20 protein-coding genes are annotated in these 22,867 nt (G+C 70.2%); 8 read left to right on the top strand and 12 right to left on the bottom strand.

Annotated elements, in window-relative coordinates:
- Window positions 1-92 precede the first annotated feature (92 nt).
- Window positions 93-1,139, bottom strand: a complete 1,047-nt coding sequence (locus AB0M39_RS29425; RefSeq protein ID WP_365368987.1) for a methyltransferase — start codon at window positions 1,137-1,139, stop codon at window positions 93-95.
- Window positions 1,140-1,844: 705 nt separating this feature from the next.
- On the opposite strand from AB0M39_RS29425, the gene AB0M39_RS29430 reads away from it, so the two are divergent.
- On the top strand, window positions 1,845-2,261 hold the full coding sequence (locus tag AB0M39_RS29430) for a LuxR C-terminal-related transcriptional regulator (RefSeq protein ID WP_365368988.1): 417 nt from the start codon (window positions 1,845-1,847) through the stop codon (window positions 2,259-2,261).
- Window positions 2,262-2,295: 34 nt separating this feature from the next.
- Here the strand turns inward: AB0M39_RS29430 and AB0M39_RS29435 are convergent, their stop codons facing one another.
- From AB0M39_RS29435 to helR, 6 genes are all read right to left on the bottom strand, one after another.
- Entirely contained in the window at window positions 2,296-3,009 is a 714-nt protein-coding gene (locus AB0M39_RS29435) for a hypothetical protein (protein WP_365368989.1), read from the bottom strand.
- Between the two features lie 1,034 nt (window positions 3,010-4,043).
- Window positions 4,044-5,756, bottom strand: coding sequence for a lysyl oxidase family protein (locus tag AB0M39_RS29440; RefSeq protein WP_365368990.1), 1,713 nt, complete (start codon window positions 5,754-5,756; stop codon window positions 4,044-4,046).
- Between the two features lie 416 nt (window positions 5,757-6,172).
- The gene (locus AB0M39_RS29445; protein WP_365368991.1) at window positions 6,173-6,883 is read right to left on the bottom strand and encodes an SUMF1/EgtB/PvdO family nonheme iron enzyme; all 711 of its coding nucleotides are present in this window, start codon (window positions 6,881-6,883) and stop codon (window positions 6,173-6,175) included.
- Window positions 6,884-7,116: 233 nt separating this feature from the next.
- On the bottom strand, window positions 7,117-7,713 hold the full coding sequence (locus tag AB0M39_RS29450) for a TetR/AcrR family transcriptional regulator (protein ID WP_365368992.1): 597 nt from the start codon (window positions 7,711-7,713) through the stop codon (window positions 7,117-7,119).
- A gap of 195 nt (window positions 7,714-7,908) precedes the next feature.
- A complete protein-coding gene (locus AB0M39_RS29455) occupies window positions 7,909-8,709 on the bottom strand; it encodes an N-formylglutamate amidohydrolase (protein ID WP_365368993.1) in 801 nt (266 codons plus the stop codon).
- A gap of 186 nt (window positions 8,710-8,895) precedes the next feature.
- Window positions 8,896-11,088, bottom strand: a complete 2,193-nt coding sequence (helR, locus tag AB0M39_RS29460; RefSeq protein WP_365368994.1) for an RNA polymerase recycling motor ATPase HelR — start codon at window positions 11,086-11,088, stop codon at window positions 8,896-8,898.
- Window positions 11,089-11,499: 411 nt separating this feature from the next.
- On the opposite strand from helR, the gene AB0M39_RS29465 reads away from it, so the two are divergent.
- The 4 genes from AB0M39_RS29465 to AB0M39_RS29480 all read left to right on the top strand — a co-directional run bounded on the left by AB0M39_RS29465 (window position 11,500) and on the right by AB0M39_RS29480 (window position 17,650).
- Entirely contained in the window at window positions 11,500-12,048 is a 549-nt protein-coding gene (locus AB0M39_RS29465; protein ID WP_365368995.1) for a hypothetical protein, read from the top strand.
- Between the two features lie 397 nt (window positions 12,049-12,445).
- Window positions 12,446-14,464, top strand: coding sequence for a SpoIIE family protein phosphatase (locus tag AB0M39_RS29470; protein WP_365368996.1), 2,019 nt, complete (start codon window positions 12,446-12,448; stop codon window positions 14,462-14,464).
- 148 nt (window positions 14,465-14,612) lie between these two features.
- Window positions 14,613-16,403 carry an immunity 49 family protein gene (locus tag AB0M39_RS29475; RefSeq protein WP_365368997.1) on the top strand — a complete coding sequence of 597 codons (1,791 nt, stop codon included), beginning with the start codon at window positions 14,613-14,615 and terminating at the stop codon, window positions 16,401-16,403.
- 386 nt (window positions 16,404-16,789) lie between these two features.
- Window positions 16,790-17,650, top strand: a complete 861-nt coding sequence (locus AB0M39_RS29480) for a hypothetical protein (RefSeq protein ID WP_365368998.1) — start codon at window positions 16,790-16,792, stop codon at window positions 17,648-17,650.
- 132 nt (window positions 17,651-17,782) lie between these two features.
- On the opposite strand, the gene AB0M39_RS29485 is transcribed toward AB0M39_RS29480, so the two are convergent.
- The 3 genes from AB0M39_RS29485 to AB0M39_RS29495 form a co-directional block, all read right to left on the bottom strand.
- Window positions 17,783-18,340 carry a DinB family protein gene (locus AB0M39_RS29485; protein ID WP_365368999.1) on the bottom strand — a complete coding sequence of 186 codons (558 nt, stop codon included), beginning with the start codon at window positions 18,338-18,340 and terminating at the stop codon, window positions 17,783-17,785.
- Between the two features lie 132 nt (window positions 18,341-18,472).
- A complete protein-coding gene (locus AB0M39_RS29490) occupies window positions 18,473-18,838 on the bottom strand; it encodes a DUF4180 domain-containing protein (RefSeq protein WP_365369000.1) in 366 nt (121 codons plus the stop codon).
- A gap of 98 nt (window positions 18,839-18,936) precedes the next feature.
- Entirely contained in the window at window positions 18,937-19,320 is a 384-nt protein-coding gene (locus AB0M39_RS29495) for a hypothetical protein (protein WP_365369001.1), read from the bottom strand.
- 207 nt (window positions 19,321-19,527) lie between these two features.
- On the opposite strand from AB0M39_RS29495, the gene AB0M39_RS29500 reads away from it, so the two are divergent.
- A complete protein-coding gene (locus AB0M39_RS29500; RefSeq protein WP_365369002.1) occupies window positions 19,528-20,040 on the top strand; it encodes a hypothetical protein in 513 nt (170 codons plus the stop codon).
- A gap of 35 nt (window positions 20,041-20,075) precedes the next feature.
- On the opposite strand, the gene AB0M39_RS29505 is transcribed toward AB0M39_RS29500, so the two are convergent.
- Both AB0M39_RS29505 and AB0M39_RS29510 read right to left on the bottom strand, forming a co-directional pair.
- On the bottom strand, window positions 20,076-20,624 hold the full coding sequence (locus AB0M39_RS29505; RefSeq protein ID WP_365369003.1) for an HAD domain-containing protein: 549 nt from the start codon (window positions 20,622-20,624) through the stop codon (window positions 20,076-20,078).
- Window positions 20,625-20,656: 32 nt separating this feature from the next.
- On the bottom strand, window positions 20,657-21,193 hold the full coding sequence (locus tag AB0M39_RS29510) for a hypothetical protein (protein ID WP_365369004.1): 537 nt from the start codon (window positions 21,191-21,193) through the stop codon (window positions 20,657-20,659).
- Between the two features lie 223 nt (window positions 21,194-21,416).
- On the opposite strand from AB0M39_RS29510, the gene AB0M39_RS29515 reads away from it, so the two are divergent.
- On the top strand, window positions 21,417-22,007 hold the full coding sequence (locus AB0M39_RS29515) for a PadR family transcriptional regulator (protein WP_365369005.1): 591 nt from the start codon (window positions 21,417-21,419) through the stop codon (window positions 22,005-22,007).
- Window positions 21,994-22,827: an SGNH/GDSL hydrolase family protein gene (locus tag AB0M39_RS29520; protein WP_365369006.1), complete on the top strand. Its 834-nt coding sequence runs from the start codon at window positions 21,994-21,996 to the stop codon at window positions 22,825-22,827. The genes AB0M39_RS29515 and AB0M39_RS29520 overlap by 14 nt, the downstream gene beginning before the upstream one ends.
- The last annotated feature ends 40 nt before the right edge of the window (window positions 22,828-22,867 follow it).

Here is a 22,867-nt window from a genome sequence, read left to right on the forward strand (position 1 = left end):
GGCACGTCGTCACCGTGCCGTCGTGGATCGGCGATGGGGGGCAGGACTGCCCGTTCGGACATGGATCCCTGCCCCTGTGGACACGCCTGACGTCAGGCGGCCCGAGCCTCGATGAGGCAGAACGTGTTCGGCGCGGGCAGCGAGGAGATCGAGGTGACGGCCAGTCCTGCGCGGCGGCACACCGCCTCGAAGTCGGCCCGGGTGCGTTCGCGCCCGCCGACGTTGACGAGCATGTTGAGGTCGCTCAGATACGTGCCCGCGTCCGCCTCCGGGCCGACGACGGGCGGCAGCACGGGCTCGACGATGAGGACGCGCCCCTCGGGCGGCAGGACGTCGCGGCAGTGGCTCAGGATCGTCGCCGCCTGCTCGTCGGTCCAGTCGTGGACGATGCTCTTGAGCAGGTAGAGGTCGGCGCCGTCGGGCGCGGAGCGGAAGAAGTCACCGGCGACGAGCGAGCACCTGTCCGTGAGGCCTTCTCGCTCCAGCGTCGCCGGCGCCTGCGCGAGCCCCTCCTGCGAGTCGTAGACGATGCCGCTCAGCGCCGGGTGCGCGCCCAGGACGGCGGCGAGGAGAGTCCCGTCGCCGCCGCCGACGTCCGCGACCGTGGTGAACCTGCTGAAGTCGTAGGAGTGCGGGAGCGCGGCCGCGGTGGACTTGGTGGCCTGGCTCATCGCCGCGTTGAACAGCGCGGACAGCTCGGGGTGTTCTCTCAGATGAGCGAAGAAGTCCTTGCCGAAGACGGCGCCGAAGGAGGTGTCGCCGCTGCGCACGCTGTCGTCCAGATGCTCCCACGCCCGTTGCATCGTCGGCTCGCCGAGCATGGCGATCAGGGACGCGAGCGAGCCGGGGACGTCGGAGCGCAGCAGCGTCCCCTGCGCGGTGGCGGAGAAGGCACCGGGGGCGCCCTCCGTCAGGAGGCCCAGACTCGCCAGCGCGCGTAAGAGCCGGAGAGTGGCCTGAGGCTGTGTTCCCGCCTCCGCGGCGATGTCGTCGGCCGACCGTTCCGCCTCGCCCACCGTCTCGAAGATCCTCAACCGGATGGCCGCGCGCAGGGTATGGGCTTTCATGCTCCCGAAGAGCAGCTCTACGACTCCCTGGCGTTCCGCGCTGCCCGGAGGCTGTGCTTTGTCGTTCACCATGGTTGCTCGCTTCCCGCTCCTGGCGGCCTTCGAACCCGGGTCCTGCTCCGGGTGTGGATGCCGCCGTCCAACCTCAGGGCCGGCGGCCCCGGGCTCGGCCAGGGCTGCCGGGGCGCCGCGAACTGCCCGCGCACCGCGTTGAAGTCGGTGACCGCGCCGCCTCGTCGTGCGGCCTCGCAGCTGCGACCTCGGGCATCCCCCGTGGATGTCCCAGGTTCCCCTGCGTGGCCGCCGGAGTCCGTCCCACCACGCGTCGGCAACGGGTGCGGACTCTGCTGTCGTGCCGCCGTACGTTCCCGCGGCGCGCCGTCGAAGCCGCGCCGCGGGAACGAGTGGCCACGACCGATGCCTGAGCCAACGGTCGTGCAGAGGCTCCCCCCGTAGCCCCTTTCTGGAACTATTTTCTAGTTCCATGGCGTGAGCGGCTAGAGACTTTCCAGCCACAGAGCCGCCTGTGCTTCGCGGGGGAACGCCGGCGCCGGCAACGGCGTTCAGTCACGCGCCCTATGCGCCGCGGACCGTCCCGCTGCCGGGCGCAGGCAGGCGTCCTGCTTACAGGACAGCCCGGCGCTGCGGCTGCTGCCCGTCGAGGGATGCTCCGCAGCGGACGTACACGTCGTCGTCGACGGTGAGTTCACCCACGCGCCACGCTGCTCCGCATGGAGCAGGCGGCGCGGGAGTCGGCGAACCCGGGCCTGCCGGACGGTGCTCATCGCCGACTCCATCAGCGAGCACCACTTCGTGCACGCCGTGCACTGCGGGCTGGTCAGTGTGGCACCGCGCCGGGAGGCCGTACGCGAGCGCGTCGTCAAGGCCGTCGCCGGCGCCCGCGACGGCCGTCCCGAACTGCCGCCGGTCGCCGTGGGCTGGCTGACCGACCACCTACGCGCCGTACAGCGCGATGTGCTGGAACCGCACGAACTGACCGCCGCGGGCCTGCTCCGCAGAGAGACCGAGGTCGTGAGGCTCCTCGCCGACGGTATGAGCACCGCCCAGACCGCGCGGCGGCTCGAACTCCCCGAACGCACGGTCAAGAACGTCATCCACGAGATGCTGACCCGACTGCGCCTGCGCAACCGCACCCACGCCGTCGCCCACGCACTGCGGCAGGGCGCTCGGTGAGTCGGCGCCGCGCACCTGTGCCGCCCGCTCCCGACTACACCTTCGCCGCGGCTTCGGCGCCTGCCTCCTCGGGCGTCGCCTCGGGGGCGGCGCCGGTCGTGGGCGCCGTGTAGAACACCGACCCCTGCTTGCGCTCCCGCTCCACATCGCCCTTGGCGACGAGCGCCTCCAAGGTGTTGCGCACTACCTGGGTCGCGGCGTTGCGCTCGGGGTGCTTCTCCGTCAGCTCCTTGACGACCTCGGCGGCCATACGCGGCTCGCGGTGCTGAGCGAGGAGGCTCAGGACGAGCTCACGGAGTGTGGGCTCTCCGCTCTTCTTCGCACCGCCGGCCTTGCGCGCCTTCGGTTCGTCCGCGGGCTTGGCCTGAGCGGCCTTGGCGGACTTCGCGACCTTCCGGCTCCGACCGGCCGTGCTGGCCGCCTTCTTCGCCCGCCGGGGCCGGGGAACTGCCTTCGGCGCGGCTTCCTGCGTTGCGGTGGTGTCCACACCGACGTCCGCTGTCGACGACTTGGCCGGCCCCTCCGCCGCGGCGGCCTCTCCCTCCTCGGATGCGCCCGGCTCCGCGCCCAGCGTGCCCTGCATGCCGGACAGCCACGCGTACTCGGCCTCCAGCTGTCCGAGGCGGTCCTGCAGGGAAGCCATCTGCGAGCGGATGTCCTTCTGTTCCTGCGTGTTGCTCTCCAGATCGGCCGCGAAGCGCGCGGCATAGCGATCCTGGATGTTGGTGTTGTCCGACTCGTTGGTCACGGCAACTCGCTTTCCTCATAGGTGCTGATGCTGCGGTGTTGATGAGGGATGCTACTCACACCTTCCACTTTGTGGTCCAGGTCTGATGGTTTGGCCAACCCCGGTGGAGGTCAGGGGAGGTGTCAGAGGTGTGTTCGTACGGTGGTGCACAGTTCCGCGGAGTCTGGGCGGCACTGCGCATCGAAGGGCGGGGCGACCACCGCCCCGCAGAGGTGGAACGGGCCGCGGTCCACGGTTGGCTGCCCCTCGATCGAGTGACGGCCAAGCGAATGAAGATCACCGCGATGGTCGGCGAATTGGAGAGGTGACGGGGCACACCGGCGGACGTCGGCGAGGAGCTGCGAGCGGCCGCGTATCGAGCGACATGCGCGGATCAGCCCTGCGGTGGGCCCCCAAAAGCGGTTGGTCGTGCTGAGCACGACCAACCTCCCCAGGGTTGCCACAGCCAACCGGGACGTCACCCGCAGTGGTGACTAGTCATACGAGGTCTGCGCTGAGCGGGTCGACACGAGACAGTGTCTCCGCCAGCGGAAGCCCAGCCCGTGCGGCGACGATCCGGCGCGCCCGCAGCTGAGCACGCGTACGCGGACGGAACTTCGGCTCCTTGCCGCACCCGCACACGGACCGCCCCTCATACCGCAGCCCCTCGCCCAGCACCGCGGCCACCACCGACCACCCGCGCACATCACGCCTACGCGGCGGCGCGAAGTCGTGCCCGGCACAGACGAGGGGCCCGGCGCAGTTCGGACACCGCTGCTGACGTTCCGGATCGGCATGCCGTTTGAAGCTGACACGGCATGTCACGCATGCGTAGTGCAGCTTGTAGTGACTCACGGCGTAGAAGCACATGCCACGACGATAGCGAGCGATGGGCGCGTCTGTGGCGAGGAGTCATGTGCTGGCCTGCCATCCCGCACACGCTCGACCCGCAGCAGCCACCGAGTCCGAGCAGCACGACGCCCCGGCTCCCAAGGGCTCCGGGGCGTCGCTGCTGTCAGCCTGAGGCGCCGCTTGGCCGGCGCCAGGACTGCCGGTTAGTTGGCGTCGACGAGGTCGTGCGCCGGGACCGTCACCGTGCGGGCGCCGGGGTTGCCGCCGAGGACGATCTTGCGCAGGGCGCTGTTGTTGTTGAGGTTGGTCTCCTTCAGTCGCTTCTCCGGGTTGGCGAGCACCTGGATGTAGTAGGTGCCGTTCGGCAGGCCCGTGATGTCGAAGGACTGGCCGGGGAGGTCCTGCGTGTACGTGTCGCCGGAGCCGACGTCGAGCACCTCTCGGACAGAGATCGAGTTCTCCTGGCCGCACGCGGTGGACAGGTCGGTGTTCTGCGGGTGCCAGTTGGCGTTCTTGACGGTGTAGTCGACGGCGTCGGTGTTGGCCAGACAGAAGGCTTCCTTGCCGCTGCGCACGGTCTCCTTCTGATCCGCTGACAGGAGGCGGTAGCTGGCGAAGTCGGTGAAGTGCCAGTGCTCGTGGCCCGCCCGCGGGTCCCACTCCATCGTGCCGGTGGGCGTGTAGCCGACCTGCTTGCCGTTGGCGTCGTAGAAGTACTGGTACGCGTCCATCAGCTGCTTGCCGGGCGAGCGGAACCCGTCCACGACGAGCTGGGCCGGACCCGCGTTCCACACGTTGGCGCTGAAGGCGAGGTAGTCCTTGCCCGGTACGTCGCCTTGGCCGTCGCTGATGGTGATGCCGTAGGCGGGCAGCGACCTCAGGTCAGGCTTCGGCACGTCGGGCACGGCGGCCTTGCCGGTCGGCCGGCTCGCGTTCGGCTTGAGCGCGGAGGCCTTCCGTGAGCCGTCGGTCTGGCCGGGTGCGTCGCCTACGCGCTGCGCCTTGAGGTCGGCCTTCTTGAGCGCCCAGGGCAGGGCCGGCGGCGCGGGCGTGTGGGGTCCGTGTCCGACGTTGTACGAGGGGCCCGCTCCGCTCGTCGGGGCCGCCGGCGCGGGTGAGCGCATCGCGCCGTGTCCGGACTTCCCGGCCGCGTGGTGGGACCCGTGGCCGGCGGTGTGGTGGTCACCCTGCTTGGCGGCCGCGCCCGGAGGCTCCTCGTTGCCGCGTTCGCGTACGGTCACATTGATCGTCTGAGGCTTGTCTGCGATGCCGAACAGATCCCGGTAGCGCTTGGTCACCGACACCTCGGCGGTGTAGCTCCCCGGGGCCAGCTGGACCGGCGTGGCGTAGTAGCCCGCGTAGGTGTTGGACGCCCAGCCGTTCTCGACGCCCCACACCGAGCCGAGCGTGAACGGGTTGACCGGACAGCTCTGCGGGTACTTCGACGTGCTCGGCGCATCGGGGCGCACGCGCCCGGACGCGTTGTTCGGGCAGAAGGACTCCTCCCTCTGCAGGACGGTCTTGCCCGCCTTGTCCTTCACCGTGATCTGGGCGAAGCCCGGCAGCCCCGCGAAGTCCTTCACCAGTCCGGCGGGGAGGGTCTTGGTGCGGGTCTTGTTCCCGTCGCGGATGATCTGCGTGGCGACGACCGGGTCTTTGTACGACTTGCGGGTCACCCTGAGCTCGAGAGGCCCGTTCTCGGCGGTGAGGTACGTCCCGAGGTCCAGATAGACGCCCGGGTCGTCCTTCCACGATTCGAGGGTCACCGACGTGGAGGCGGCGATCAGGCTGAACTTCGGCGTAGTCTGGGCTTTCTCGGCGTCGGGTGCGGCGGCGATGAGGCCGGCGGCGATCGCGATCGCCGCGGCCCCGGCGAGTGCCGAGCGCCTGAGTCGAGCCTGGTGGGATCTGGTCATGATTCCTCGTTCTCCCAGTGCCTGACGGGACGGTGGAGGCAACAGCGGTGCTCGCGAAGCGTCCGGCCGGCTGGTCGGGCACGGCGGACTCGATCGCGAAGCGGTCTCCTGCCAGTGAGAGGCGCCAGACGGCCTGTTGGGTTGTCTGGCGACAGGCGGTCGCCCATCGTTGGCCGAAAGGCAGTCGTGCTGAAGCGACATTCCGGCCGACGTCGGCACATGGCGCCCTCACATGCGCCTCGATGCGGTACAAGCAGGGACGGTCGGCGTGAAGCGCTGCCACACGACCGATTCCCGAACTGGTGCGCGGTCGTGCCCAGTAGCGCGGTCGACGTCTTCGCGCAGGCCCGAGCCTGAGACCAAGACCAAGACCAAGACCAAGCCCGAGCCCCAGTCCCAGTCCCCGCCAGTCGCGGTCAGCCCGCGCCGGAACGCGCGATGCGGAACCCCACGTCGTCGATCTGCAGAGTCGGGTGACTACGGCGCCGCACCGAGGCCCGGCAGCTCCAGTGCTCGTCGAACCATCCGCCGCCGCGCAGCACCCGGTAGGCGCCGTAGACCTCGGCGTCGTAGACGTCCCAGCACCACTCCCAGACGTTGCCCAGCATGTCGTACAGGCCCCACGCGTTGGGCTGCCTGCCGCCTACGTCGTGAATGCGCTCGGCTGAGTTGGCACGATGCCAGGCGATGTCGTCGAGCGGCCCATAACGCGCCTCGGACGTACCGGCACGGCACGCGCGCTCCCACTCGGCCTCGGTCGGCAGCCGGTATCCGTCAGCGGACGCGTCCCATACGACGGCGTCGACGCCGTCGAGGCCTTCGACACTCTCGCCGTCCTCGCCGTCAGGGTGGAAGCGGTAGGCGGGCGTCCGTCCCTCGTGCTCGGACAGAGCGTTGCAGAATCGGACCGCGTCCCACCAGGAGACCCCCTCGACGGGCAGTCGGTCGCCTTGCGCGCTGCTCGGCCGCTCGCCGGTGATCTGCGCGTACTGCGCCTGCGTCACCGGAAAGCGCGCCAGCCGGTACGGCGCGAGCTCAGCGGACCAGCTCCGCTGCGTCCGGCGATCCGACAGCGTCACCTGCCCCGCCGGGACGGAGATCATCTCGAATCGTGGGTTCACGTCCATGGGCGGACGATCATACGGGGGAGTGATCGACGCCGGCCGTCGGTGTCCGAGACACACCCGGACACGGGGTGCCCCCTTCAGTGGACCGTGACCTTGACGATGCGTCCGGAGGCTTCGGTCACGAACAGCTCGCGCAGCGGATCGTGCTCTCCGAAGCCGCGCGGCGCCCGGACGCTGATGGGCATGCGCAGGCCGGTCCTCAGGATGGCCCCACCGCTTGCCTGGTGTGTTCCTCAGTCCGCGCGCAGGGATCGCCAGATCCGGTCGGGGAGGATGCGTGCCGCCTCGTTCACGTCCATGTCGTAGGTGCTGGACAGCCAGCGCCGCGCCGTCTCCTCGATCGGTCCCATGACCAGGACTTCGATGACCGGAGTGGGAAGCGCCGCGATCTCGCCGGCTGCGATCCGCGGTCCCAGCCACTCGGCGATGGCCGCGAACTTCTCCGCCTTGAACGCGCGGATCTCTTCGGCGTGCGAGGCGAGGTAGCCCGAGTAGGCGGACGCGTGCAGGAAGAGGGCGGCGTCGCGGTGCTCCTCCGTGAAACGCAGATACGCCTTGACGAGCGCGCGGACGCCGGTACGGGCAGTTCGGGTACGCGAGAGATCGGCGAACACCTCGTCGCACAGCTGCCCCATGCAGCGGATGTAGAGGCCGGCGGCGAGACCGTCGAAACTGCCGAAGTGGTGGTACAGACTGCCCAGGCTCACTCCGCTGGCCGCGGTGACCGCGTTCACGGTGAAGCCCTGTTGGCCGGATGTGGCGTACACCTGGAGCGCGGCGGTCAGAAGACGGTCGACGGTGACCTCGCCACGGTGTTGCTTAGGAGACATGCTCAGGTCCCGTCGACGTCATGGCGGACAGCGTAGCGCAATCAGAACTACAAGGAACTATAAGAAATACCCTCCATAACACCCGCTCGGCGGGGGCCTTGAGCGACCCATGACGGGGTACGGATCCGGCCACTCACAGGATCCGCGAGGGCCGTCGACGGCGGCCGCCGCGATGCAACAGAGGCCTACCGAGCACTACATGGCGTCGACGGCGGCGATCAGCGCGGCCCACGCGTCCGCGAGAGCGTCGATCCCGCGGTCTGCCGGCCCTCCCGGCTCCCGCATGTAGACGTCGCGCCGGATCTCGACCATCAGGGCGCTGACCCTGCTGTCGTGTCCGTAGTAGCGCAACGGCACGTACGTTCCCGCGAAGGGACTGTCGAGTCCGGTCCCGCCGAAGCCCGCGAATGCCTTCTGTGCGGCGTCGAGCAGAGGCGCGGGCGTATGGAAGGAGTCCGTGCCGAAGCAGATCGGCGGGCGCGGCCCGTCGCCGTGCAACTCGTACGGCAGCCGCTCGGACGGGTAGGAGTGGACGTCCAGGATCACAGCGCGCCCCACCGCTTCGAGCCGCTCCGCCACGGCCTCGGTCATCGCCTCCGCGTACGGGTGGAAGTACCGTTCGATCAACGGCTGTGCGTCGAACTCGTCCGGGCGGAGCCGCTCGCGGTGTGTGGTGCGTGTGTAGACGGCGCCCATGCCCACGGCCAGCATCTCCTCACGCTCGTCGGGGAAGCGCTCCGGGTCGACGGCCAGGCGTGAGAGCTGGTTCACGAACCGCCAGGGCGTGACGGGCGCCGCCTGAGCCGCCGCTTCGGCCATCGCCGCGGTATGCCAGTCGGTGATGTGATCCAACTCCAGTTGCAGCGCCCTGTCGTCGAGCACGATGTCGCTCCGGACGTCGGCGGGCAGGGCGGGGGAGGAGTGCGGGACATGGAGGATCACGGGTGAGTCGGGGGCGCCGCGAAGGAGTTGGAAGGAGGCCGGCGTATCGCTCATGTCGTTCCTCACCGTGGGGTTGGACTGGTCCTCGAGATGATCTCAGAAGCCCGCCGACGCGGACGCCGTCTATGCCGACGCGGGCCCGGACGCCGGGCAGGTTGGCGTCCGGGACCCGCGAGCAGACGACGTCGACGGCGATCTCATGTCCGCCGGGCGGCGATCACATCGTCCCGGCTGTCGACGTCAGGAGCTGGTGAGGATGACGAGTTGCTGGGTCGCCCGGGTCATCGCGACATAGCGGTCCACCGCTCCCTCGATCCCGGCGCCGAACGTCTCCGGGTCGACGAGGACGACCAGGTCGAACTCGAGCCCCTTCGACAGCTCCGGGGTCAGCGACCGGATGCGGGACGACGCCGGGAGCGCGCCCGCTTCGATGTCGCCATTGCTGATCATGCCCGTGCTGATGTCGCCAGTGCCGATGACGCAGGCGATCCCATCGGCATGCGAGGCGAGCCACTCTTCGAGGATCGAGTCCAGATCCGCAACTGATCCGTGTACGACGGGGATGCCGCTGCTGCGGATGGAGGTGGGCACATTGGCGTCCGGGAGCGCTGCCCGGATGACCGGCTCGGCTTCCGTCATGACCTCTTCCGGCGTCCGGTAGTTGATGCTCAGGGAGGTCACGTTGCTCCGGTCGAGCCCGACCCGCTCGAGCCGTTCCTGCCACGACTCGGTGAACCCGTGCCGGGCCTGGGCGCGGTCGCCGACGATAGTGAAGCTCCGAGACGGGCAGCGGAGCAGCAGCATCTGCCACTCTGCGTCGGTCAGCTCTTGAGCCTCGTCCACGACGATGTGCGCGAACGGGCCGGCGAGCAGGTCCGGTTCGGTGGTGGGCAGTGCCGTCTCGTCGATCAGAGTGTCCTGCAGGTCCCGTCCGCGCAGCATCGTCACGGCGCCTTCGCCGTCGTCGGCCGCGAGCACGTTGTCGATGACGCCGGCCATGCGCTCGCGCTCGGCGGCGACGGCGGCGTCGTGCCGACGCTTGCGCCGTGCCGCCTCCGGGTCGCCGAGCCGCTGCCGTGCCGCGTCCAGGATCGGCAGGTCGGACACCGTCCAGGCCTGGGCGGCGTCCTTGCGCTGCAGCAGGCGCACCTCGTCGGGGCTGAGCCAGGGAGCACACATCCGCAGGTAGGCGGGTACCGACCACAGGTCCCCGACGAGATCGGCCGCTTCGAGCAGCGGCCACGCGCTGTTGAGGGTCTCGACCAGCTCCTTGTCGTGCAGCAGCGACTTCCGGAACAGCTCGGGCGGGACATCGCCGTCGTACTTGTCCAGCAGGATCGAGACGAGCTCCTCCCAGATCTGGTCGCGTGCTTCGTTGTGCGGGGTACCCGGTCCCGGCGCCTGGAACGCCTCGGCCCAGTCGTCGGCGCTCAGCCAGATGTCGGACCAGGAGGTCGTGACGGTCATCCCCTGGGCGGGCGGGTCCTCGTAGAACCTGACGGCCTTCTCGATCGCCTTCACCATGTCCGCGGACGACTTCAGCCGGGCCACGTCCGGATCGGTCTCGCTCGGGGCCGCGGCGCCCTCGGCGACGAGATCCCGCAGGGTGCAGGTCTGCACACCCTCCTCTCCGAGGCTGGGCAGGACGTCCTCGACGTAGGCCAGGTAGGGCTGGTGTGGACCGACGAACAGCACACCGCCGCGACGGTGGCCCAGGCGCGGGTCGGAGTAGAGGAGGTAGGCGGAGCGGTGCAGAGCGACGACGGTCTTGCCGGTGCCCGGCCCGCCGTCGACGACGAGAGCGCCACGGGAGCCCGCGCGGATGATGGCGTCCTGGTCGGCCTGGATGGTGCCGAGTACGTCGCGCATCCGGGACGACCGGTTGCTGCCCAGGCTGGCGATGAAGGCGGACTGGTCGTCGAGCGCGGCGTGCCCGGCGAATCCGTCAGCGGCGAACACCTCGTCCCAGTAGTCGCTGATCCGGCCGCGGGTCCAGCGATACCTACGGCGGCTCTCCAGGCCCATCGGGTTGGCGTGGGTCGCGGCGAAGAACGGCTCGGCTGCGGGCGAGCGCCAGTCGATCAGCAGCCGACGACCGGTGCTGTCCGTGAGGCCGAGGCGTCCGACGTATACGGGCTCGGGGTCGTCCCCGCTGACCATGTGTCCGAGACACAGGTCCAGTCCGAAGCGTCGCAGGGCGCGCAGGCGAGCGGTCAGCCGGTGGATCTCCGTATCCCGGTCCATCGCCTCCCGGCCCAGGCCGCCGGGCGCCCTGCGTACCTCGTCGAGGCGGTCGGACAGTTCGGCGATCGCCTGCTCGAGGCTCTCCGCGATGGCCGCGAAGTGCTTCTCGTCGCCGGCGATCAGCGCCGGGTCGGCCTTGGGGGCGAGGCGGTCGGGAAGGTCGAAGGCACTGGTGGTCAGGGGATTCATGTCATCAGCTCCGATCCGAGGTCGCGCCCGCGAAGTCCAGCGGCACGTATGCCGGTGCCTCCGCGCCGAGTTGCTGCAACGGCGGTACGAGTCCCACCTCCGGCTCGATGTCACCGCACGACCAACTGACCGACAACAACACATGCACTTCGTGGATCTCCCGTTTCCGCAGGTCCTGGCTTAGGCGAGTGATTCTGCGGCACGACCGGGGCCTTGCCGCAAGCCCCCCTGTGCGCTATAAGTTGAGAGTGGAAAGGAGTGGGTACTCCTCCTTTCGTTGATCGTCCGTTCTGGACAGACACCCTTTTCGCGCAGCGGCGGCGCCAGTTGGCGGTGACGGCGCTCGGCCCGGCGCCCCGGTGAGCCAGCCCCGGTGAGGCCCGCCGTCGGGCGGTCGGCTGTAATGCCGTGGTGGAGACAGCGTGGGACGGGCTGCCGGAGCAGCTGCGCGAGCGGGTGGACGGCTTGGTGCTCAAGGACCGTCGGATAGAGGCGATCTGGGCCCTGCGAGAGGCGACCAGCGCCATGGCCGAGGCGGCCCGGCAGCCGAGCCCGGAGGTATACGAGTGCCAGACGATGGTGATGGCTCGGTACGAGGCCCTCGCCGACCAGATCGTGCGCGAGCCTGAACGCCCGCGGGACGTGGAGACCCTGTCCGCCCGGATCAGCGAGTCGCCCGGGCGGCTCGCCGCGGTGGAGGCGGTATGGGACGGGGACACGGACGGCTGGTTCGTGGTGCTCGAGGCGGTCTTCGACGCGCCACCCAGCGAAGCTGTTCTGGCGACGATCCGTCACGGGTCGGACATGCGTGTGTTCAACGGGCAGGTGCCGCCCTGGCCGGAGGCCCAGGAGGCGATGAGCACGGGCGCGGCGCTGGCCGAGCGTTTCGGCGTGCCGTTCCACTTCGCCAGCCCCGACGAGCCCGACGACCAGGCGCCGCGCTGGCGGGACTCGTCCTGACAGAGGTCTGCCCTGACGGGAGCGCCGACGCTCGAAAGGGCGGCGAGAAACGGACTCCCCCATACGGTGAGGTATGGGGCGGGTCTGTCGGCAAGAAGCACCCAGCGCGGCGAGTCCGAGAGACGTCACTCGACCCGGCACAGGACACGGAGAGTAGGGTGACAGGTTCGCAACGTGACCAGTGAGACGGGCGGCGAGGCGAGATGCGCCCGAGCCCTCAGACCTCCGTGATGTCCCGGTCGCGGAAGACGGGCATCATGGCTGATGAAGCCCGTCTGCCGCCGTGCGGGCGCGGCCTCAGTCGCCGCGTGCCTCGCGTGGAAGGGGACGTCTCGTGCTATCGGACCGGCCGGGGGGCGAGCAGGCTCCTGGTCCGTTCCTGTCGGAGCCGGGGACGTTGCTCCAGCACGTGTCGGTGGCCGTGCTCGGGCTGGACCAGGACGACCGCGTCTCTTTCTGGGGGCCCGGCGCGCAGACGCTCTTCGGGCACGAGTCCGCGGCAGTGCTGTCCCGGCCCGCCGCGTTCCTGTTTCCCGAGCCGCCCCCAGACGTCCCCGGCGCTGCGGCCCACCTGGCGGAGCGAGCCCGGACCCTGGGGTACTGGCGCGGGCGACTGGCCGCCAGACACCAGGACGGCACGGTCTTCGACTGCGGATTCCGGTCCTTCCTCGTCACCGGCGAAGAGGGCCGGTCCGTAGTGATGGCCCTGGCCAGCAGAAGCGACGAGCTTGACCGGGTGAAGACCAACCTCGCCTTCCTCGACGCCCTCTTCGAGACCTGCCCGATCGGCCTGGTGATGCTCGACGAGGAGCTGCGGTACGTCCACCTCAACCAGGCGCTCGCCGACATGGACGGCGTCTCGATCGCGGACCACATCGGGCGGCGCGCGACCGACCTCATGATCACGACCGACGGCGGCGAGTTCCAGCGCATGCTGCGATCCGTCGCCTCGGAGGGCCGGTCCGTCGTGGGCGCCACGGTGGGTCTGCGGACCCCAGGACATCCCGATCGCGTCCAGGCGCGCTCGGTGAGCTTCTTCCCGCTGAGCCAGGCGGTAGGGACCCGGCCCGGAGTGGGCGGGCTGCTCGTGGACGTCACCGACCGGGAGCAGGCCATCGTGGAGGCGACCGCCAGCCGTAGGCGACTGGCTCTGCTGGACCGGGCCGCATCCCGCATCGGCACCACCCTCGACGTGAACGTCACCGCCCGCGAGCTGGTCGAAGCCGCCGTCCCGGAGTTCTCGGACGCGTCCGTCGTGGAGGTGGTGAAGTGGATGGACGAGCCCGAGGTGTTCAACCCGGAGCTGCCGCTGTCCACCCGCCGTATCGCGTCCGGCACCACACTGTCGCCTCCCGCCCCGGAACTCGTGAGCGGCCTGGAGAACGTGACCTACCCGCCGGACTCCACCGTCCACGAGATCCTGAGCACGGGCCGTCCCGTCGTCGTCGCCGTGAACGACGACTTCGTGACCCGGACCGTCGTCCACCAGCACCGGGTGAGGCTGCTCCTGGACAGCGGCCTGACCAGCCTGCTGATCGCCCCGCTCATCGCCCGCGGAACGGTCCAGGGACTCGCCATGTTCGGCCGCTCCGCGGCCCGCCCCGCCTTCACCGACCAGGACGTCGCCCTCGCCGGCGAGCTCGCCTCCCGCGCCGCGCTGTGCCTCGACAACGCGCGTCTGTACAGCCGGGCCCAGGACATCGCCCTCACCCTCCAGCGCGCACTCCTGCCGACCGCCCTGGCGACCAGCCCCTTCGTACACGTCGCCCACCGCTATCTCCCCGCCAGCCACGTCACCGAGGTGGGCGGCGACTGGTACGACGTGATCAACCTGCCCGGCGACCGGGTGGCGCTCGTCGTCGGCGACGTGATGGGGCACGGAGTGCCCGCCGCGGCGGCCATGGGCAGGCTGCGCATCACGGCCAAGGCGCTGGCCCGCCACAACCGGGAGCCAGGCGACCTGCTCACGGAGCTCGACGTCTGCGCCCAGGAGGCCGGCATCGAGTTGGCGACCTGCCTGTACATCCTCTACGAACCCACGACCGGCCGCGCCCGCATCGCCAACGCCGGCCACCCGCCACCCCTGGTACGCAACCCCGACGGCACGGTCGACACCCTCGACGACGTGTTGGGGGTACCGCTCGGCGTCGGCGGCGTCCCGTTCGGCACGATAGAGACAGACCTCCCTGAGGGCGCCACCTTGGTCCTGTACACCGACGGCCTCATCGAAGCGCGCGGCCAGGACATCGACGAGGGCGTGGAGGCGCTCCGCTCCCAACTGGGCGCGTCGTCAGGCACCTTGGAGGAGACAGCCGACCACATTCTCTCCGCACTGCTGCCCGAGGCGCCGACCGACGACACAGTGATCGTCCTCGCCCAGGTCCGCCGAGCTGCTCCACCCACCGCAGGCCCCTGAGCGGTCCAAAAGTGGCGCCTGTGAGCGGTTCCGGAACCGTCAGCCAGCCCCGCCGACCGCCGACTTGCGCGGTCCTGCGATCGCCGCGAGCAGCCCGTGATCGCCACCCGAGGTGATCGGGCCCGGACGACTTTCGTAGAGTCACTGGATGACCAACGCTTCCGACGCCCACCTGCCCATGCTGACGGTGCCGCAGGCCGCACGCCTGCGAAGCCTGACGGCGGACTACTTCTCCGCCCGGCGCGGTGTGCGCCTGACGGTAGAAGGAGCGGCTGTCGAGTACGACGGCCATGTCAACCCGCTGACCAACTTGGCGCAGCGGTGCCGCACCGTAGCCGAGGAGTACTGGCCCGAGATGGTCGAGCAGCACTTCGCCCGACTGGAGACCGCGTCCCAGGGCGGGGAGAACGCGCAGGAGATGCTGCGTCACGCCTATCTGCGGCTGGTGCCCGACGACTTCACGCCCGCGCCCGCGACGGACGGCTTCGCTTACGTGCGGCCAGTGGCCGAGGGACTGGTCGCGGCTCTCGCGCTGGACGCGCCCAGTTCTGTGCGCATCCTGCACGACGGCGACGTGGCACGCGTCGGCCTGGAGGAGCTGTGGGCGGCGGGCCGGGCGAACCTGCTGGCCGAGCCAGTGGAGCACGACGAGGTGCGCGGGCCGCAGGGAGCGCTGCTGCACTCCGTCTACGGCGACTCCCACTTCGTCTCCAGCAAGGCGCTCGCACTGTCCGACCTCGCTCGGTCCGTCACCGGCCGGGAGCTGCCCGAGGCCGGAGCGCTCGTCGTCATGCCGACCAGGCACCTGCTGGCGTTCCACCCGATCGTGGACGGCACCGTGGTGGACGCGGTCAACGACCTGGGAGCGTATGCCCTCGGCGCCTACGAGGACGGCCCCGGCGCCCTCTCGCCCCGGCTGTACTGGTGGCACAAGGAGAGCCTGGTCTCCCTGACGTCGATCGACCGCGAGACGAAGGTGTTCTCCATCGTGCCCCCGCCGGAGCTGATGGAGCTGATGAAGAGCCTGTACAGCCAGGGGACTGCCGGTCAGAGTGCTACGGGCCAGGGCGCTGCCGGCCAGAGCGGCGCCGACACGGGCCGGCAGGCGCAGCCGGACGCGAGCGCCGCCCCGGCCGACGCCGAGCAACTCGCCCACGCAGTAGGAGAGTTCACCTCGCGACTCCCGCAGGACCCGAGCAGCTTCGGCGATGCCTTCAAGACGGCCCTGACACTCGGCTACGTACGCTGCGCGGCCGACCCCGACTCGGGCATGCTGGAGACCTGGGAGGCATGGGTCGGCGCCATGCAGGTCGGCGCCGCGCTGTTCGATACCACCCTTGCCCAGGAGGGCGCGGTGGAGTGCCGTATCGGCGACCGCGTGCTGACACTGCCCGCCACCGGCCCCGCACCGTACGCCGACGGCCGCGCCTGGCTCGACGCCTTCTGGCTCGCCCTCGTCTGCCGTGAGCGGGACCGGCTGACGCGCCTGTGCCAGGTGCCGCTGGACGACCTGCGCCGTGCCAGTGCCGCGGACGACTACCTCTTCCACTGGATCGACACCCTGCAGAGCTACTGGCTCCGCCGCCCCATGGGCGACGTCATCGTCCCCAAGCTGCTCGAGGCCATGAACACCTCCCACCCCGACGTGGCGACCCGCACCCCGAGCGACTTCCTGAACCTGATCGACTACCAGCCCATCGCCCTCTTCCACCGCCTCATCACGAACGACCACGAGGCCTTCGCCCAGGCTCTCACCGAGGCCCTCGACCACCACGAGCGCTACTGGAGCGGTTCGATCCACCCGCGGCGCCAGGTGGCACTCGGCCCCCTCGCCCTGGCGTGCCTGGCGCACGACGGCGACTTCCCCATCGACACCACCTCGCCGTACCTGCCCAAGCACCTGATCAGCCGGGCCTGGTGCGGAGAGTTCCCCACCTGAGCCCCGCGCGTCGCCCGTGACGTTGCGCGGGCGTGTTGGAGGCCGCTGCGGGCCCAGGGAAGGCTTCCTGGGCCCCGGCCGCCGACGGCAGAGCGTGACAAGCCGGACGGGAGCCGGACGGGAGCCGGACGGTCCGGAACCGGAGCGTCCGGCACCAGGACGTCCACGACCTGCCCCGACCTGCCCCGACCACCGAATGGCTGATTTCGTCTCGGCCCTGTTCCTCAGCCGCACGCCCACGCGCTACTGCTTGACCCGACGGAGCCCGGAGCCCGGAGCCACGACGAGAAGGGTCGGATGCGTTGACGCATACGCGGAGCACTGGTGGGCACGAGCGCGGAGTCGGCGGACGCGGAGGACGGACGGGCGGCTCCCGTCAGGAGAGGATGACGTCGTTCGACGACATCTACGACCAGCCCGACCCCAGAGCCTTCTTCCGCAGCCTCGGCCGCTGGGACTACCAGACGCCGCGCCACGCCCAGCCGGTGTTCCGCCGTCTGGTCGCCGCCCGCGCGGCAGCCGCCAGTGCCGAACCCGCCGCCGGCGCCGCCGAACCGGTCACGGTCCTGGACATCTGCTGCTCGTACGGCGTCAACGCGGCCCTCCTCAACCACGACCTGACCCTGGACGACCTGTACGCCCACTACGGCTCCCCGCTGGCCGCCGCCCTCACCACGGCCGAGCTGATCGAGCGGGACCGGGCCTACTACGCGGACCGTCGGCGCCCCGACGCCGTCCCAGTGATCGGACTCGACACCGCCGGCAACGCCGTCTCCTACGCGCGTGCCGCCGGCCTGCTGGACGAGGGCTTCGCCGAGAACCTGGAGGCGGGGCCGCCGAGCAAAGAGCTGTTGCGGGCAGCCCAGCACACCCGGCTGATCACCGTCACCGGAGGCGCCAGCTTCCTGTCTCCCCACACCTTCCAACCCCTCCTGGCCGCGGCACACGCGCCAGTGTGGGTCGCCGCGTTCGTCCTGCGCACCGGCTCCTACCAGCCCATCGCCGACGGCCTGCTGCCCTACGGACTCACCACCGAGAAGTCGGCTGAACCCACCTACCCGCAACGCCGCTTCACCGGCCCGACGGAACAGCGGTACGCCGTCGACGCCGTGACGGCCGCGGGCGAGGACCCGGCAGGGAAGGAGACCGAGGGCTGGTTCCACACCGCGCTGCATCTGTCACGGCCGGCGGAGGACATCGCGGCCCTCCCGCTCGCAACCCTGCTGGGAGACGCAGCTGCAGACTGACGCACACGGTCGCCGCACGGCTGCGACTGCGCCGAACACCGAGTGTGTTCGGCGAGGGTGGTGTGCATAAAGCCTGCGCCTAGGTCGTCTCGATGCGCCGGTGGGGCTTGAGCGCCCCGTCCCGGTCCTCGGTCACTGGCCTACTCTGCCGTCGATGCACTCGCGCAGCAGATCGGCCTGCCCGCAGTGACGGGCGTACTCCTCGATCCTGTGCACCATCAGCTCCCTAACGGCGATGTCGTCCTTCCCCAGGCGCTCGCCCAGATCCGGGTGCTCTGCCAGTGCGGCGTCCGTCGCGGCCTGTTCGCGCGCCAGATCGGAGTACGCGGCGTCGACCACGGCCTCGTCGGCGACGGCGCCGTCGAAGTCCCCGTCGCGCACGCCGTACAGCTTCGGCAGCGGATCGCCGTCGGTGATCCAGTTGCGCCAGTCCCGTTCCACCTCGGCGAGGTGCCGCAGCAGGCCGAGCAGCGACATCGTCGACGGCGGAACCGACCGACGGGCCAGTTGCTCCGCGTCCAGGCCCTCGCACTTCATGCGCAGGGTTATGCGGTAGTTCGTCAGGAAGTCCTGCAGCGTGGCAAGCTCGCCGTCGGGGCTGCCGGCCCCTTCGCGGGGGTCGTCGTCCGGGTCGGCCCACATATCGGGGTAGACGGTTGCCTGGGTCCATCGTGCAGGCTGGTCACTCATACGTTCCAACTCCGTTGGTGAGGGCCCGGGCTCGCCAGCGCCCGCGTTTGAAGGGTTCTCCACGGTCGGCGTTCTCGAGGATCTGGTCGGCAGTTCGGTCCTGGCGACGGGTGTGAGCGGTCGGTCCAGCCGTCACTGGCTCTTCAACCTCTCCTGCAACTCCTCGACGTCGGCCAGAAACCAGGTCTGCCGCCCGCGGTTGCACTCCCGGACGAAGTCCCGGAGCGCGGGACTGGCCTCGATGTGCCGGGAGACGTCGCCGAGAATCACCAGCCCCATACGGTAGTTGACGAACTTCTGGATGATGTCGCCGGCGACGCGCGTGCGCAGCCGGAAGAACTCCTCGTCGAACCGCTCGGCGGGGACGACGACCCAGTGGGCGCCCTGGTAGCCGGCATCGCCGATGAGGTCCAGAGCGTCGCGTTCGCTGCCGATGGCCTCGCCCTCGGAGGCGCACATCAGAAGGGGGACGTCATGGATGCTCTGCAGGGTGCTCATGGCAGCCAAGGCTAATTCGCTGCCCGGACGAGGTCCACGCAGTTACCGAGGACCCGGGCCCAGGCCCCAGGCACCGGCAGCCAGGGCCGTATCGCCGCCTAGAGCTGGTCTGGCCACCACACGACGTCGGGAGCGTCGGCGCGGATGGTCTTTGCTCTGGCCAGGATCCGGGCGTCGAGAGCCCATACGAGTGTGCGCAGCTCGCGGGCGGACTTCTTGGACAAGGCGTGCAGCACCTCTTCGAGATGGTCGCGGAAGTACCCGGGATCGCAGCCGCATTCGGGGATGCCGCATCGAGTGGCCGTGAACGAGCCGGCGATCCGCCTCAGCGGACCGTGGGCCAACGCGGCCCAGTGCCAGAAGGCTTCGGCTGTCGCCTCGGGCCAGAAACGGGTGCGCTCCAGCCGGCGTATGTCCGCCGCGCACGCTCCGGACAGGCGGTCGATGGACGGGTAGCGCCGACGGCGGCTGCGGATCCGCACGGGAAGGTCGCCCCGCACGTCTGATGGGCGCCTACGCGGCATCGCCCTTTCGGTTGCTCGTCATGAGAGCGACCGTACTGCAGGTCCGGTTCCGGGGAAACGGAGTTGTGGCCCAGGGACCTGCCGAGCGTTCGCGGTACTGGCATCTGTCAGGGCCGCGGGGCCCCTTCCCCTACGGTTGCCTCGCAAGGCTGAGATCCTGTCACCATGGTGATAGCGGCCGGTGCCTCGCAGGGCACCTCACACATCCTGCTGATGATCATCCTGGTGGGCCTGATCACCGCAGCGGGGCTCTTCGGCTACGGCGGCAGTACCTTGGCCCGACGCGGCGACGGGCGTTCAGGCACGGGGGGCTTGCTCCGCAGCCTCGCCGCCTTCGCGGGCGCCGCGACAGCCGCCCTGTACGTCTGGGGAAGTCTGCACCTTCTGGGCGCTTTCTTGGACACGGAGGGCATGGGCGCGACCACGTTCCAGGAATGCCTCGACGCAGGCGGGGCGGAGAAGGCGGCGAAAGTCGACGGGTACGAGGTGGAGTACCTGCCGATCCGCTACGTGTGCCGCATCGACGAGGGCGGCAGCTACACCGCGGCCGTCCCCGGGTACGTCAACCCCGCCATGCTGGCGTCGGCGGCCTCCGCCGTCGCCCTCGCGGTCGCCGCGGCCGTCGCATCGGAACGCCGCGACCGTGCCGCTTTCCAGGCAGAGACGTCCGGACCGTAGACGCCGCCTGGAGCCCCAACGCCGGTCCGGGGCCGCTACTTCGCCTCGGCCGGGCGGGAAGCCTCGCGGAGCCATTCGGCGAGAGTCGCGTAGTCGGCGTCGGTCAGGCCCTGACGGGGGTCGACGCGCAGAAGCAGGGCGTCGCCACGATGGTGTGCGGCGACCCAGGCGCGGTCGGCGTCGGCGATCTCGTCGTCGACCCACGCGAACGAGCGCTCGGCTGCCCAGTCGACGAGGGCGCGGGTCTTCCAGTGCAGTCCGCTGCGCTCGTCCTGCTCGTCGGAGGGGGACGGCTCCGGCCAGGACACCACCTCCAGCCGCGGCAGCCCGAGGCGTGGGGCGATGCACTCGTTCGCATCGTCCATCCACGTCGTAGCCCAGACCAGGTCGCACGGCAGCGCCGCCAATCGCGGACCGTGCGCGGGGTTGAGTCTGGCCAGCAGCGGATGGTGGTTCGAGTCCCCGGTATCGGATGTATCGGAACCGGTCTCGTAGGTCGGATATCGGGGCGGCACCGCACCGAAGGGGATGAGTGGTCCGTCGACATCGAGGAAGAGCAGTGGACGCTGTCCGGATTCGTTCACGGCGGCACGATAGCCGCCCGCCGGCGAGACGGTCAGGGGAGGTGTCGGCGGGTCTCCCGCCAGAGGTGAAGGTGATCCCGTGTCGGACCGGGGCGCAGGTGGTCGAGGAGCGTGTCCAGATGGGCTGTCATGTTCTTGTGCCTGCGCAGCTCGCCGATCCGCTCGATGGGGAGGTCGCGCCAGTGCTCGGCGAGGGCGCGGGCCGCGGCGGGGGAGAGCGTGAGCTCGGCGACGGTGTCGGCCGCCAGCCTCTGCGGACTCCAGTCCGGGTCGTCGTCGGGACCGAGCTCGTCGATCATCCGGGTTCGGAGCATGAAGCAGTGCTGGGCGGCTCGTGCTCGAGCCCAGGGCCCTTCGACATGCCTGCTCCAGCTGGCCTGCAAGGCCAGTTTGGCCCACTCCAGGCGGACTTCGCGGGGCTGGTCGGAGCAGCCCGCGCGGGTTTGCGCGACGCAGCGGACTGCCTCGAGGTCCTGGTCCTGAGCAACGGCGGCGAAGGCCCGGAGGCGCTCCAACGTCCAGGTGCTGATATCGCTGCTCGGCTCTTCGCGATCCCGGTGGGTGCTCATTGCTCCTCGTTCCTACGGTGGCTGCGTCGAGGGTTGCACGGAGGCGGTGGGTGCGGATGGGCGTCGGCGAACGAGTGGTCCACGGCCGTGAGTCCGCGCCCCCGTCGGCGGCGACGCGGAAGCGATTCGTCGCAGCCGGTAGCTGATAGTCAGAATGAGGACTAGTCTTATTCATGAGTATGATGAGGGCGTCCCTGGACGAAGGCGAGGAGGAGACGATCCGATGGCATTGCGGCACGCCGTACTGGCCGCGCTGCTCGACGAGGAGCTGAGCGGATACCAGCTGGTCAAGGCGTTCGACCTCGGGGTGGCGAACTTCTGGCACGCCCAGCCGCAGCAGCTGTACGCCGAGCTGACCCGGCTGGAGAAGGACGGGCTGATCGCAGGCCGGGAAGTGGTCCAGGAGAGCCGGCCCAATAAGCGCCTGTTCCAGGTCACCGACGCGGGGCTCGCCGAACTCGACCGCTTCACGGCCACCGCCGTCAAGCCCTCCTTCATCCGCGACGACCTGGTCGTCAAGGTCCAGGCAGCGGATCACGTCGACCCCCAGACGCTGATCGCGCAGCTCGCCGAGCGCGCCGCCTTCGCCCAGACCAAGATTGAGCTCTTCGGCAAGCTGCTGCACACCATGCGAGGCGACCGCACGGAGGCGGAGTTCCTGCGCCACGGCGAACGCATCGGCCCCTATCTGACGTGCCTGCGCGGCCTCGCCTTCGAGCGAGGCAACCGTGAGTGGTGCGAAAGCACCGCCGCCGTCCTGCGGGAGAGAGCCGCCGTCCTGCGGGAGAGAGAAGACGTCCATGGCCAGCGCTGATCCGCAGTACCTGCGCTACGTCGCCCTGGGCGACAGCCAGACCGAGGGCCTCGGCGACGGCGACGACGCCAGCGGGCTGCGCGGTTGGGCGGACCGGCTCGCCGAGCACCTCGCCCAGCACAACCCCGCGATGACGTACGCCAATCTGGGCCTGCGAGGACGCGTCGTCCGCCAAGTCCACGCCGAGCAACTCGCTCCCGCCCTCGCACTGCGCCCCGATCTGGCCACCGTGGTCGCCGGAGTCAACGATCTACTGCGGCCGCGCTTCGACGTCGACGAGGTCGCGGGCCACCTGGAGGCGATGTTCGCCGCGCTCACCGCGCAGGGCGCCCGCGTCGCCACCGTCACCTTCCCCGACGTCGCGCGCATCACCCCGCTCGCCCGGCCGCTGAGCTCCCGCGTCACCGCCCTGAACGACCGCATCCGCGACGCGGCCCGTCGGCACGGAGTCACCGTCGCGGAGACCAGCCACCACCCCGTGGTCACCGACCCCCGCCTGTGGAGCCCGGACCGGCTCCATGCCAGCCCCCTCGGCCATCAGCGCATCGCCGCCGCCATGGCCCACGCCCTCGCGCTGCCCGGCAGCGACGACACATGGACACACCCCCTGCCCGCGCCCACGACGCCTCCACCCACCGGTATGCGGGCCACCGCCGCCGAACTACGCTGGGCCGCCGCCTTCCTCGGCCCCTGGCTGGGCAGACGTCTGCGCGGCCGCTCGTCCGGCGACGGCCGCACCGCCAAACGCCCACAACCACTCCCCGTACAGTCGCCCGGCACCGGTGCGGGCGACGGTGAGAGGCGGACAGCCGGTCTGTAGCGGCCCGTCGAGCCGTACACGCCGTCGGTCCGCACTCGCC

The organism is Streptomyces sp. NPDC051907, from assembly GCF_040681075.1.
Classification (GTDB): domain Bacteria; phylum Actinomycetota; class Actinomycetes; order Streptomycetales; family Streptomycetaceae; genus Streptomyces.

Excerpts from the sequence above, each read along its gene's own strand:
- AB0M39_RS29425 (WP_365368987.1), bottom strand. The coding sequence starts at position 1,139 with ATGGTGAACGACAAAGCACAGCCTCCGGGCAGCGCGGAACGCCAGGGA.
- AB0M39_RS29440 (WP_365368990.1), bottom strand. The coding sequence starts at position 5,756 with ATGACCAGATCCCACCAGGCTCGACTCAGGCGCTCGGCACTCGCCGGG.
- AB0M39_RS29445 (WP_365368991.1), bottom strand. The coding sequence starts at position 6,883 with ATGGACGTGAACCCACGATTCGAGATGATCTCCGTCCCGGCGGGGCAG.
- AB0M39_RS29450 (WP_365368992.1), bottom strand. The coding sequence starts at position 7,713 with ATGTCTCCTAAGCAACACCGTGGCGAGGTCACCGTCGACCGTCTTCTG.
- AB0M39_RS29455 (WP_365368993.1), bottom strand. The coding sequence starts at position 8,709 with ATGAGCGATACGCCGGCCTCCTTCCAACTCCTTCGCGGCGCCCCCGAC.
- helR (WP_365368994.1), bottom strand. The coding sequence starts at position 11,088 with ATGAATCCCCTGACCACCAGTGCCTTCGACCTTCCCGACCGCCTCGCC.
- AB0M39_RS29475 (WP_365368997.1), top strand. The coding sequence starts at position 14,613 with ATGACCAACGCTTCCGACGCCCACCTGCCCATGCTGACGGTGCCGCAG.
- AB0M39_RS29480 (WP_365368998.1), top strand. The coding sequence starts at position 16,790 with ATGACGTCGTTCGACGACATCTACGACCAGCCCGACCCCAGAGCCTTC.
- AB0M39_RS29485 (WP_365368999.1), bottom strand. The coding sequence starts at position 18,340 with ATGAGTGACCAGCCTGCACGATGGACCCAGGCAACCGTCTACCCCGAT.
- AB0M39_RS29490 (WP_365369000.1), bottom strand. The coding sequence starts at position 18,838 with ATGAGCACCCTGCAGAGCATCCATGACGTCCCCCTTCTGATGTGCGCC.
- AB0M39_RS29500 (WP_365369002.1), top strand. The coding sequence starts at position 19,528 with ATGGTGATAGCGGCCGGTGCCTCGCAGGGCACCTCACACATCCTGCTG.
- AB0M39_RS29510 (WP_365369004.1), bottom strand. The coding sequence starts at position 21,193 with ATGAGCACCCACCGGGATCGCGAAGAGCCGAGCAGCGATATCAGCACC.
- AB0M39_RS29515 (WP_365369005.1), top strand. The coding sequence starts at position 21,417 with ATGGCATTGCGGCACGCCGTACTGGCCGCGCTGCTCGACGAGGAGCTG.
- AB0M39_RS29520 (WP_365369006.1), top strand. The coding sequence starts at position 21,994 with ATGGCCAGCGCTGATCCGCAGTACCTGCGCTACGTCGCCCTGGGCGAC.